10 protein-coding genes are annotated in these 12,525 nt (G+C 67.3%); all 10 read left to right on the top strand.

The window, feature by feature from the left end; translation table 11 throughout:
• Positions 1-14 precede the first annotated feature (14 nt).
• The 10 genes from ybeY (at position 15) to DB31_RS21390 (ending at position 12,521) form a co-directional block, all read left to right on the top strand.
• Positions 15-860 (top strand): rRNA maturation RNase YbeY, encoded by an 846-nt coding sequence (gene ybeY / locus DB31_RS21435; protein WP_044190957.1) that lies wholly within the window; start codon positions 15-17, stop codon positions 858-860.
• A gap of 75 nt (positions 861-935) precedes the next feature.
• Positions 936-2,249, top strand: a complete 1,314-nt coding sequence (locus DB31_RS21430) for an Lnb N-terminal periplasmic domain-containing protein (protein WP_044190956.1) — start codon at positions 936-938, stop codon at positions 2,247-2,249.
• A gap of 33 nt (positions 2,250-2,282) precedes the next feature.
• Positions 2,283-3,405, top strand: a protein-coding gene (prfB, locus tag DB31_RS21425) for a peptide chain release factor 2 (RefSeq protein WP_240486800.1) whose coding sequence is annotated in 2 segments (ribosomal slippage) — positions 2,283-2,351 and positions 2,353-3,405 — 1,122 coding nt in all. Because the reading frame shifts where the segments join, the coding sequence is not laid out codon by codon here.
• 111 nt (positions 3,406-3,516) lie between these two features.
• A complete protein-coding gene (locus DB31_RS21420; RefSeq protein WP_044190954.1) occupies positions 3,517-4,134 on the top strand; it encodes an RNA polymerase sigma factor in 618 nt (205 codons plus the stop codon).
• A complete protein-coding gene (locus DB31_RS21415; protein WP_044190953.1) occupies positions 4,131-4,514 on the top strand; it encodes an anti-sigma factor family protein in 384 nt (127 codons plus the stop codon). Before DB31_RS21420 ends, DB31_RS21415 begins: the two co-directional genes overlap by 4 nt.
• Before the next feature lie 115 nt (positions 4,515-4,629).
• Positions 4,630-6,183, top strand: a complete 1,554-nt coding sequence (gene lysS / locus DB31_RS21410; RefSeq protein ID WP_075306114.1) for a lysine--tRNA ligase — start codon at positions 4,630-4,632, stop codon at positions 6,181-6,183.
• Positions 6,184-6,194: 11 nt separating this feature from the next.
• The gene (locus DB31_RS21405) at positions 6,195-8,618 is read left to right on the top strand and encodes an ABC transporter permease (protein ID WP_044190952.1); all 2,424 of its coding nucleotides are present in this window, start codon (positions 6,195-6,197) and stop codon (positions 8,616-8,618) included.
• A 3-nt stretch (positions 8,619-8,621) separates the two neighbouring features.
• On the top strand, positions 8,622-9,296 hold the full coding sequence (locus DB31_RS21400) for an ABC transporter ATP-binding protein (RefSeq protein WP_044190951.1): 675 nt from the start codon (positions 8,622-8,624) through the stop codon (positions 9,294-9,296).
• Between the two features lie 76 nt (positions 9,297-9,372).
• Positions 9,373-11,820: an outer membrane protein assembly factor BamA gene (gene bamA / locus DB31_RS21395; protein WP_240486799.1), complete on the top strand. Its 2,448-nt coding sequence runs from the start codon at positions 9,373-9,375 to the stop codon at positions 11,818-11,820.
• A 110-nt stretch (positions 11,821-11,930) separates the two neighbouring features.
• Positions 11,931-12,521: an OmpH/Skp family outer membrane protein gene (locus DB31_RS21390; protein WP_044190949.1), complete on the top strand. Its 591-nt coding sequence runs from the start codon at positions 11,931-11,933 to the stop codon at positions 12,519-12,521.
• Positions 12,522-12,525: the final 4 nt, after the last annotated feature.

The raw sequence follows: 12,525 nt of genomic DNA, 5'->3' as shown, positions 1-12,525 counted from the left end.
AGGAGCCGCACATCGTGAGACTGCGCAAGGGAAAGCTCATCCCCCGCGAGGATGGGAAGCGCATCGAGGAGTTCATTGGCGCGGCGACCACGGGGAATCCCTCCGTGTCCGTGGCGCGGATGCTGGCGCCGCCGGGCTGGTCCGAGCCCGCGCAGAAGCCCGAGTTCGACGAGGCCGTGCTGGTGCTGCGCGGCGAGCTGACGCTGGTCATCGACGGCAAGCGCGAGCGCATCGCCGCGGGAGAGGTGGGCTGGGTGCCCCGGGGCCGGCGCGTCACGTACAGCAACGACGGGCAGGGGGCATGTGACTATTGGTCCATCTGCGCCCCGGCGTTCCGGCCCGAGCTGGCGCACGCAGAGACCGTGGAGGAGACCCCCGAGGCCAACCACGTCACCGTGCAGGTGGCGCACGCCCAGGGCGAGGCGATGGAGAAGTGGCTCGCCTCGCTGGGGCGCACGTACATGGACCGGCTGGACCTGCACGGCTGTGAGCTGTCCCTCTCGCTGGTGGGGGACCGGGCGATCCGCCGGCTCAACCGGACGTGGCGCAAGAAGGACAAGGCCACGGACGTGCTGAGCTTCCCGGCGGGCGATCTGCCCAAGGGCACGCCGGGGCCGCGGCAGCTGGGGGACGTGGTCATCTCCCTGGACACGGCCAAGCGGCAGGCCAAGGAGTACAGCCGGACGCTGGAGCAGGAGGTGTCCCGCTACCTTGCTCACGGCCTGCTGCACCTGCTCGGGCACGACCACGAGCGCCCCCAGGACGCCCGGAAGATGGCGACCCTGGAGGAGAAGCTCCTCGGGCAGGGGGGCATGGTGGCCGACGCGGTGCGGGCCAGCCGGGCCCGGCGGCTTGTCTGACAGTCGGGCGAACCTCTCCGTTGTGTCGCGCGGCGCGCATGATAGGTAGGTAGGGCTCTCGCTGTTGGACAGAACATGCCCCGATCTGCGCCATGGATTGCCTGCCTGCTCGGCCTGCTGCTCTTCGCGGCACCGGCCCTCGCGGCCTCACCGCCTCCCTGGGGGACTGGGGAGAGCAAGGGCGAGGATCTGGTCATCTCGCTGGTGACGTTCAGCCCTGGGGATGACGTGGCCTCGTGGTGGGGGCATGGCTCGCTGGTGGTGGAGGACAAGCGGCTGGGTGCGGCGCGCCTCTACAACTACGGGATGTTCTCCTTCGACTCGACCATGCTCGGCCGCTACGCGATGGGGCGGCTGGAGTTCTGGGTGGCCGAGGCGAGCGTGGCGGGGACCTACCGGGCCTACCGGGCGTACAACCGGGACGTGCGCGTCCAGGAGCTGAACCTGACGCCCGTGCAGCGTGAGGAGATTGGCCGCCTGCTCGCGACGAACGTCCTGCCGGAGAACCGCGAGTATCTCTACCACCACTACAACGACAACTGCGTCACCCGGCTCCGGGACATGGTGGACCGAGCCATTGGTGGACAGCTCCGGGAGGCGGACAAGGCCCCGGGGCGGATGACGCTGCGCGAGCACACGCGGCGCTACACCGCGGTCAGCGCGCCCATGAGCGTGCTTCTCGACTTCCTGATGAACGACGAGATCGACCGGCCCGTCACCCGTTGGGAGGAGGCCTTCCTCCCGGACGAGCTGGAGCGGCAGGTGGGCTCGCTCCAGGTGACGGGGCCAGACGGGCAGAAGGCGCCGCTTGTCGCGCGCAGCTGGGAGTTCTACAAGTCCGACCGGAAGCCGCCTCCCGAGGAGCCGCCGAACTACGGCCCATGGATGCTCCTGCTGGGCCTGGCCATCGGTGGCAGTGCGGTGGGGCTGGCGTACTGGGGACGGCGAGGGGCTCGGCTGCCGCGTGTGCTGCTGGGGCTGGAGCAGGTGGTGCTGGGACTGGTGCTGGGCTTGCCGGGCACCGTGCTGATGATCATGTGGCTCTTCACGGACCACACGGTGACGTACCGCAACGAGAACCTCTTCCTGGCCAACCCGCTCACGCTGCTGGTGGCGCCGCTGGGGCTCATGCTGACGTGGGGCTCGGCGCGGGCGCGCTCGGGGCTGCGCTTCCTGTGGCGGACGCTGGCGGCCACCGGGACGCTCGGGCTGGCACTCAAGCTCCTCCCGGCGTTCAACCAGGATAACTGGCGGCTGATCGCCTTCATCCTGCCCATCTCGCTGGGCTTCTCGGGCGCCTTCGATCTGGACCGGCTGCTGGCGCAGGTGGCCTCAGGAAGCCGCAAGTCCGAGCGTCAGCCCCTCTCTTCCACCCTGAAGACTCCCTAGCGCGCACGCCGCGCGTTCAACGAGGAAAGCACCATGGCGAACGACACGATGGAGAAGATCGGCAGCCTTCGGGAGCGCCTGCTCGCGCTCCGGGGGCATCTTTGACCTCGACCGCAAGCGGTCCCGCATCTCGCTGATCGAGCGTGACTCCACGCAGCCCACCTTCTGGGACGACAACACCAAGGCCCAGTCGCTGCTGAAGGAGAAGTCCAACCTGGAAGCCAGCGTCGGCTCCTTTGACAAGACGCTCCGGGGCCTGGACGACGCGCAGACGCTGATGGAGCTGGCGCAGGAGGCCCATGACGAGGCCAGCGCCCAAGAGGCGGAGAGCACGCTGCCGGCGCTGGAGGCGGAGGTCGCCAAGCTGGAACTGGCGCGGATGCTGTCGGGTGAGAACGACCGCAGCAACTGCTTCATGGACATCAACGCGGGCGCGGGCGGCACGGACAGCATGGACTGGGCGGCCATGCTGATGCGCATGTACACGCGCTTCTGCGAGCAGCGCGGCTGGGAAGTGGAAGTCAACGACATGGTCGCGGGCGAGGAGGCGGGCTTCAAGAACGTCTCGCTCCACATCAAGGGCGAGTACGCCTACGGCTACCTCAAGGCGGAGATCGGCGTGCACCGGCTGGTGCGCATCAGCCCGTTCGATGCGAACGCGCGGCGGCAGACGGCCTTTGCCTCGGTGGACGTCTACCCAGAGGTGGATGACTCCATCAAGATCGACATCCCGGAGAAGGACTACGAGCTGAAGTTCATCCGGGGCGGCGGCGCGGGCGGCCAGAAGGTGAACAAGACTTCGTCCACGGCGCAGCTGCGGCACCTGCCCACGGGCATCCTGATCACCTGCCAGACGGAGCGCTCGCAGTCGGCCAACAAGGACATGGCGTTCAAGATCCTCCGGGCGCGCCTGTACGAGATGGAGCTGAAGAGGCGCGAGGCCGAGCGCGACGCGGCCGAGGCGCAGAAGAAGGACATCTCCTTCGGCTCGCAGATCCGCAGCTACGTTCTGGCGCCGTACCGCATGGTGAAGGACCTGCGCACGGGCGTGGAGACGGGCAACGTGGACTCGGTGCTGGACGGCAGCCTGGACGACTTCATCACCGCGCAGCTGCTCGGGGTGAAGAACCCCAACCGCAACGCCGCCGTCGACTAATCGCGCCTCCGGGAACCTCTTCGCGGGCCCGGTGTCCAAGGGTCCGCGGGCAGCCGGAGCCGATGTAGTAGGCTGCAGGGATGCCTGGGAGTGGGGCCACGGAGGGTGCCGGTGTCTTCGAGCGAAGTGCTCGGCATAGGACAGGAGGCTGGGGCGGTGGACGGGGAGGGTGACCGTCTGCTCCTGGCGAGGCTGCGCCGGGGCGAGCCCGAGGCCTTCGAGGTGCTCGTGCGCGAGCACCAGGACCGGGTCTACGACTTCTGCGTCCGGATGCTGGGGGACCGCGAGGAGGCGAGTGATCTCGTCCAGGAGATCTTCGTGAGCATCCACCAGAACGTGGGCAAGTTCCGCGAGGACTCCAAGCTGTCCACGTGGATCTTCCGCATCAGCAAGAACCAGTGCATCAACCGCCTCAAGTACCTGAAGCGCCGAGGCCGGGGCCGCTCCGAGGAGTATGGAGAAGTGGGCGAAGATGCGCTGATGAATGCCATGGGCGCACCGCCAGGGCCTGACGCGGCATTGGAGTCGGCGCGGGAGCGGGCGCGGGTGCAGTGGGCGATCTCGCAGCTGGAGCCGGACGCGCGGATGTTGGTGGCGCTGCGAGATATTGAAGGGCTGAGTTACGAGGAAATTATCGAGATCACGGAGTTGGCGGAGGGGACGGTGAAGAGCAGGTTGCACCGGGCGCGTGAGAAACTGGCGGACCTGCTGGGGCGGCTTGAGGAATGAGTGGGATTCAGCGGAGACTGAGGGACGTGGAACCGCAACTGAACCACCGGGAAGCGAAGGCGCTGTTCTTCGCGCTGGCTGACGAGGAACTGCCGGAGCCGCAGGCGACGGCGGTGCGTTCGCACCTGGACGGCTGCGATGAGTGCCGTGCGGGGTGGGTGCGGTACGAGAAGACGGTCCAGCGGGTTCGCACGGTGGAGCGGGAGAAGGCGCCGCCGGTGATGACGTCGATGGTGCTGAACCGGGTGAAGCGCGAGCGGCGGTTCGGGCTGCGCAAGCTGCACCTGGCGCACAATTACCACCGGGTGCCCGTGGAGGTGCTGATTCCGCTGCTGCTAGCCGCGGCGGTGGCCGCCTTCCTGATGCTGTCCGCTTCGTGACCTCCCTGCCGGGGAGAGACTCCGAGCGAACCTTCCGGCTCTCATAAACAGGACATGATGCGTTGCGTCCCGGGGAGCGCTTGGCTACGGTGCCGCGCCCTTGAAGGGACGCGCCATGGCAGAGACCGAGAACAAGAGCGACAAGCCGGCTGACGCAGACGTTGGATCCAAGGAGCAGGAGCTCTACCAGCAGCGCCTGGACAAGGCGGGCAAGTGGCGCGAGGCCGGCTTCAACCCGTACGGCAACGGCTACCGCCCCGAGCACCAGGCCGCCGAGATCCACGCCAAGCACGGCTCCCAGTCCATCGAGGACCTCGAGAAGGCCACCCCCACCGTCTACACCGTGGCCGGCCGTATCATCGCCATGCGCACCTTCGGCAAGGCCGCCTTCGTGAAGCTCCGGGACCGCTCCGGCGAGATCCAGGTCCACATGAAGAAGGATGCCCTCGGAGACGCCTACGAGGCCTTCAAGCTGTGCGACCTCGGCGACTTCATCGGCGCCACCGGGCCCGTGTTCCGCACCAAGACCGGCGAGCTCTCGCTCTCCGTGACGAAGTTCACCCCGCTCACCAAGTCCCTGCGCCCCCTGCCCGAGAAGTGGCACGGCCTCACGGACGTGGAGATCCGCTACCGCCAGCGCTACCTGGACCTGGTCTCCAACCCGGACGTGAAGCAGACCTTCCTCAAGCGCAACAAGCTGGTGCGCTTCATCCGCGAGTTCCTCGACGGCCGTGACTTCGTCGAAGTGGAAACGCCGATGATGCACCCGCTCGTCTCCGGCGCGGCGGCCCGGCCCTTCATCACCCACCACAACACGCTCGACATCGATCTGTACATGCGGATCGCCCCCGAGCTGTACCTCAAGCGCCTGGTGGTGGGCGGCCTCGAGCGCGTCTACGAGATCAACCGCAACTTCCGCAACGAGGGCTTCAGCACTCGGCACAACCCCGAGTTCACGATGCTCGAGTTCTATCAGGCGTACGCCACGTACGAGGACCTGATGGACCTCACCGAGGAGATGATCTCCGAGGCCGCCAAGGCCGTCACCGGAGACTCCAAGGTCGCCTACCAGGGCCACACGCTGGACTTCGGCAAGGGCTGGAAGCGCATCCCCATGACCGAGGCCATCCGCGAGGCCGTGGGCAGCGCCCTGTCCGACAAGGACATGGCCGACCCGGACAAGCTCCGCCACGAGCTGCTCAAGACGACCCATGCCGAGGCCGAGCGCCGCGCCGTCGAGACCATGAACCACGGCGAGCTGGTGGGCGCACTCTTCGAGCACCACGTCGAGGGCAAGCTGGTTCATCCCACCTTCATCACCCAATACCCCACCTCGGTGAGCCCGCTGGCCCGGCGCAACGACCAGAACCCGGAAATCACCGACCGGTTCGAGCTGTTCGTTGCCGGCCGCGAGATCGCCAACGCCTTCTCCGAGCTGAACGATCCGCTCGACCAGAAGGACCGTTTCATGGGCCAGCTCGAGGCGAAGCAGCGCGGCCAGCAGGAGACGATGGACTACGACGAGGACTACATCCGCGCCCTGGAGCACGGCATGCCGCCCACGGCCGGTGAGGGCATCGGGATTGATCGGCTCGCGATGCTGTTCACGGATGCAGCCTCCATCCGCGACGTCATCCTGTTCCCGCTTCTCAAGCCGCTCGCTAAGTAGCCAAGGTGCCTGTGCAAACCGCTGAACGGCAGACCGTCTATCGCTGGGGCCTCATCTGGGCCGGCTCGCTCGTGGCCCTCGTGGGCTTCGTGCTGCTCGGGGTGGCTGTTTCCCGTTCTCAGGCCTGGGCCGAGGTGGCCAGCTCGCTCGGTGTGTCGCTCATGGGGTGGGGCAGTCTCCTGTCCACCCTCAACGCCCTGTCCATCATCCCGGTCGAGCTCGGGCTGAAGCAGCCGCTGGCGCTCGGGGGCACGCAGTTCCTCGTGGCGGGCACGCTCGCCTGGCTGGCCGGCTGGGGCATCCTGGCTGCGGGCATTCGCCGGGCTCCGGCTACCACCGAGGGCCCGAGCCCCGCCGCGGGAGCCACGCTGTACCCCCGGCTCGCGGGCTATCGGGACTTCTACTGGAGCACGTTGGGGGCCTACGGCGGCGGTGTCCTGCTGGCGGAGATGGTCCTCATCCTGCTGCAGACGCTGCTCTCCAGCGGCGTGCAACTGGACGAGGCGACAGCGGCCTCCAGCTCGTGGAAGCTGGCGCCTCCTTGGGCCTTCGCGGTGGCGCTCCTGGTGGCGTGCGGCGTGGCGTTCATCTCGGGAGCTATCGGCGCGGCGCGGGCCAAGCGGCTGTCGCTGCCCGAGGCCACCATCGGTGTCTTCTACCTGGGCCTGCCCATCCCCATCCTGCTCACGCTGCTGGATCGGGTGAGCATCCTCCAGGCTCGCCTGGGGCCCCTGCTGCGTGAAGTCACCTACGTCGCGGGTCTCATCGGCCGCCCCGAGCTGTCCTACTGGCTGGTGTTCGGGCTGCTCGTGCTGATGCTGGTGCTCGGCATCAACTCCGGCTTCGTCGCAGCGGGCAGCGGCCGGTTGGATCTGCGCGCGGGCTTCGAGCTGTTCGTGGCCCGCCGGCATGTGGCGGTGTTCCGCCCCTCGCTGCTGCTGGGCACCATGGCGGTGCTGATGCTGGGCATCGTCCCGCCGCTGCTCATCTACGGCATCGTCCGGGCAGTGGAGGCCGCGGTCGAGCGCACCCGTATCCGCGCCCTGGGCCTGGCCGATCCGCTCGCCGCCGCCGAGGCGCTCCACAAGCTCAAGCTGCGCGAGCAGTCGCCCACGATGATGATGACGGCGCTGTCCGTGGGCGGCGTCGGCGTGGGCGTGATGGCGCTCATCGTCGTGCTGTCGGTGATGAGCGGCTTCGAGATCGATCTGCAGCAGAAGATCCTCGGCACGCACGCGCACGCGGTGGTGTCCAAGTACGCGGGAGACCTGCCCGAGTACCCCAAGCTGATGGAGCAGATCGCCAAGGTGCCCGGCGTCATCGGCCAGTCGCCGTTCATCACCAACCAGGTGATGATCGTCTCGGACGGCAACGTGGACGGCGTGGTCATCAAGGGCATCGATCCGGACACGGTGGGCTCGGTGACGGACCTGCCGGGGTACATGCTGCCGGGCGGCTCGCTGGAGTACCTCAAGAAGCCGGAGCTCATCCTCTCTGACCGCGTGCGCCGAGGCGCGGGCGGGCCCATGCTGGACGACAAGCCCGCGGGCGGGCAGGGCTCCGGCACGCAGAGCGCTCCCGAGGAGGAAGAGGAGGAGGACCCCATCATCGGCAAGAGGACGAAGCCGGCACAGGAGCAGGTGCTGGCGGGCATCGTCCTCGGGCGCGAGCTGGCCGCAGCCCTGCGCGTGGTGGTGGGCGACAAGGTGAACATCGTCTCGCCGCTGGGCACGGAGCTGGGGCCGCAGGGGCCCATGCCGAAGAGCCGCGTATTCCGCGTGGCTGGCGTCTTCTACTCGGGCATGTACGAGTATGACGCCAAGTTCGTCTACATCTTGCTGGACGAGGCCGCGAAGTTCTTCGACGTGAAGGGCGCCAACGGCATCGATCTCAAGGTGGCGGACATCGACGACGCGCGGCACATCGCCGCCGAGGTGGTCCGCAAGCTGGGCAGCTACCCCTACCGGGCTCGCGACTGGAGCGAGACCAACCGCAACCTCTTCTCCGCGCTGCGCCTGGAGAAGCTGGTGATGGGCATCATCCTCTCCATCATCATCATCGTGGCCGCGGGGCTCATCGTCGCCACGGTCATCATGCTGGTGCTGGAGAAGCGCAAGGAGATCTCCGTCCTCAAGGCGCTGGGCGTGCCCGACGGCGGCATCGTGAAGATCTTCCTCGCGGAGGGCCTGCAGATTGGCGTGGCCGGAGGCCTGCTGGGGCTGTTGTCCGGCCTGGCCTGGTGCCTCTTCATCGAGAAAGTGGGCATCAAGCTGGACCCGCAGGTCTATTACATCCCCGCGCTGCCGGTGAAGATCGAGCCCGTGCAGACGATCCTGGCCGTGGTCATCGCGGTGCTCGTCACGTACCTGGCCTCCATCTATCCGGCGCTCAAGGCCAGCAGTGTGGAGCCGGTCGAAGGGCTCAAGGCGGAGTAGGCCATGGCATTCCTCTCCATCCGCAACGTCTTCAAGAGCTACTTCCTGCACGGCAAGCGCATCGACGTGCTGCGCGCCGTCTCGCTGGACATCGAGCGCGGCGAGCTGGTGAGCCTCGTGGGGCCCTCCGGCGCAGGCAAGAGCACCTTCCTCCACGTGCTGGGCACCCTGGACGCCCCGGCCGCTGGCGAGGTGTTCTTCGAGGGCCGCTCCGTGTTCGCCATGAGCGACGCGGAGATCGCCGAGTTCCGCAACCGCACCATCGGCTTCGTCTTCCAGAGCCACTACCTGCTGCCGGAGTTCACCGCCCTGGAGAACGTGGCCATGCCGGCGCTCGTGCAGCGGGCGGACCGGGCCAAGACGTACGCCACGGCCCGCGAGCTGCTGGAGCGGGTGGGGCTGGGCTCCCGTGTGGACCACAAGCCCGGCGAGCTCTCCGGCGGCGAGGCCCAGCGCGTTGCCCTGGCCCGCGCCCTGGTGCTCCAGCCTGCCGTCTTGCTGGCCGACGAGCCGACCGGCAACCTGGACCCGGCCACCGGCGAGGGCATCCACCAGCTCTTGAGGGATGTGAACCGGGACCTGGGCATCACGGCGGTGGTCGTCACCCACAACGAGACGCTGGCCCGGTCCATGCCTCGGCGCCTGCGCCTTGCAGGCGGGCAGGTGACGGACGCGTGAACCCTCCGCGCTTTTGGATTGAGGGACGCCGAACCTATCCCTTAGATTGCCCCGCCCTTTACAGGCCGACTGTCCCTTGAGGTCTCCCGTTCTGTCTCTGAAGACGCTCCTGCCTCTGTTCGCGCTGACCCTGTGGGCGCTCGTACCCGGCCGTGCGCTCGCACAGGCGGAGACGGGTGCGCCCCCGGCGTCCCCTGCGCGGCAGACCCAGGCCCCTAATACCGCCACGCCTCCCGCGGATGCTCCGGTGGACGAGGACGCGACGACCGCCGAGGAGCTGAGCGAGCGCGTCGTCGAGGTCCGCATCGAAGGCAACCGCCGCGTCGAGGCCGAGGCCATCCGCCGCGCCCTCGTGACGAAGGAGGGCTCTGTCTACGATCCGCTCCGCACGGCCGACGATCTCCGGGCCGTCTGGGGCCTGGGCTACTTCACGGATGTTCAGCTGCTGGTGCAGCACCTGCCCAAGGGCATCGCCTACGTGGTGCGCGTGCAGGAGCGCCCCGCTGTTCGCTCCGTGAAGCTGAGCGGCAACGATGAGCTGAGCAACGACGATCTGAAGGAACAGATCGACGTGAAGCCCGCCACCATCCTGGACATGGACGCCGTGCGCTCCACGGTGAAGAAGGTCCAGGAGAAGTACGTGGAGAAGGGCTACTTCCTGGCGGAGGTCTCCTACCGGCTGGACCCCGTGGAGGGCGGCGCCAACGTCGACGTGGTGATCGTCATCAACGAGCACGCCAAGGTGATGGTGAAGGAGATCACCTTCATTGGCGCGCACCAGGTGACGCCGGAGACGCTCAAGGCGGTGATGGTGACCCGCGAGGGCGGCTACTTCTCCTTCCTCACCAGCGAGGGCACCTACCGCGAGGAGGCCTTCCAGCGTGACCTGGCCGTCATCCAGGCCACTTATTACGACTACGGCTTCATCAACGTCCGCATCGAAAAGCCGGTCATCTCGCTGTCGGCGGACAAGCGCTACATCTACATCACCCTCAAGGTGACCGAGGGCGAGCCGTACGACATCGGCAAGCTGGGCTTCGGAGGAGACCTGATCGTCGCCGAGGAGGGCCTGGCGGCGAAGATGACGTCCGCGAAGGGCGAGCGCTTCAACCGCTCCAAGCTGTCGCAGGACATCCTGACGATCACGGACGTCTACTACGACCAGGGCTATGCCTACGCGAACATCAACCCCGTCACCGCGGTGAACGCGGACACGAAGACGGTGGACCTGACGTTCGACATCCAGAAGGGCCCGCAAGTCACGATCGAGCGCATCGACGTCATCGGCAACACGAAGACGCGCGACAAGGTCATCCGCCGCGAGCTGCGCGTCTACGAGGGCGAGCTCTACAACGGCACGGGTGTGCGCCGCAGCAAGGAGCGCGTCACGGCGCTGGGCTTCTTCGAGACGGTGGACATCACCCAGAAGCCGGGCAGCGCGGACGACAGGATCGTCCTCCAGGTGGAGGTGAAGGAGAAGGCCACCGGTACCTTCCAGGTGGGCCTGGGCTTCTCCAACGTGGAGAACTTCATCTTCACGGCGCAGGTGTCCCAGAACAACTTCCTGGGGTGGGGGCAGAGCGTCTCGGCCTCGGCGCAGATCTCCGGCCTCAAGTCGCTCATCCAGCTGTCCTTCTACGATCCGTACTTCCTGGACACGCAGTACCTGCTGTCCGCGGACTTCTTCCGGGTGGACGCGGACTATGACGGCTTCGTGCGTCGCTCCACGGGCGGCAGCCTCTCGCTGGGCTACCAGTTCGTGGACGACCTGCTGGGCACCGTGGGCTACACCCGCGAGTACGTGGACGTGGAGGCCGGCCAGGCGCTGGGCTCGGTGCTGCTGGCCAACCAGTTCCTCAGCGGTGTCACCAGCGCCGCGCGCCTGTCGCTCTCGTTCGATCGCCGCGACAACCGCCTGTTCCCGTCGCGCGGCTTCATCCACTACGGCTCGGTGGAGTTCGCCCCGAAGCTCCTGGGCGGCACGTTCCTCTACACGCGCTACACGGCGTACTCGCGCCTGTACTTCCCCATGCCGCTGGGCTTCGTCTTCAAGACGAACGCCACGGTGGGCTACATCCAGCAACTGGAGTCGGACAGCCCGCTGCCGATCTCCGAGCTCTACTACCTGGGCGGCATCAACACCGTGCGCGGCTATTTCCTGCGCAGCATCAGCCCCACGCTGACGGTGCCCCGCTCCGAGTCGCCCGACGCCACCGTCACCGAGTTCCGCACGGGCGGCAACAAGCAGCTCATCCTCAACCTGGAGCTGGAGTTCCCCGTGTTCGAGAAGGCCGGCATCCGCGGCGTGCTCTTCTATGACGCGGGTAATGCCTTCGCGCGCAACGAGCGCTTCTTCCAGGACCGGCAGGACAAGGTGCCGCTCGGCCTCTTCCACTCCGTGGGCTTCGGGTTCCGCTGGTTCTCCCCGGTAGGCCCGCTGCGCTTCGAGTGGGGCTTCCCCCTGACCAAGCGTCCGGAAGATGAGCCCTACCTCTTCGAGTTCACCATCGGCAACTTCTTCTGATTTCTGATAAGGCGTCCTCCCCGGTGCTCCGGGCCCCCCTACCCAGGGGGTGTTGAAGAACCGCTGGGGACGGACGTCGGAGCCAGTACACCCCCTTAGGAGCCGTTGACATGTCGCTTCGAAGCACCCTGGCGGTCCTGACCGCCGCTCTGTCGTTTGCCCTCCCGGTCGCTGCCTCCGCGCAGTCCGTGAAGTTCGGCTACGTGGACTACCAGCAGGTCCTCCTGGCGGTGGAGGACGGCAAGGCCGCCAAGACTCGCCTCCAGAAGTGGCTGGAGGACCGGCAGAAGGAGATCGACCGGGAGCAGGAGGCCCTCCGCAAGGAGAAGGAGACCCTGGACAAGCAGGCCAGCGCCATGAGCGACGACACGCGCATGCAGAAGGGCGCCGAGCTGCAGAGGAAGGTGATGGAGCTGGCCCAGAAGTGGGACCGCTACCGCTCAGAGGCCGCCGGCCGCGAGCGCCAGGAGATGGAGCCCATCGTCGACAAGATCGACGGCGTCATCGCGAAGATCGCCGAGCGCGATGGCTTCTCCTTCATCTTCGAGAAGCGGGACTCCGGTCTGGTGTACGCGCAGACGCAGTACGACCTGTCTAACGAGGTCATCCGCGCCTACAACGCCCTGCCCAAGACCGCGGCTCCCAAGGCTCCGGCCGCTCCGAAGGACGCGCCGGTAGCCAAGGACGCCCCCAAGAAGTAGAGCG

Origin of the sequence: Hyalangium minutum (assembly GCF_000737315.1) — a bacterium.
In the GTDB taxonomy this organism is placed as follows: Bacteria; Myxococcota; Myxococcia; order Myxococcales; family Myxococcaceae; genus Hyalangium; species Hyalangium minutum.
Note: the sequence above shows the minus strand (reverse complement) of the source record. Positions and strands in the feature narration are given on the sequence as shown.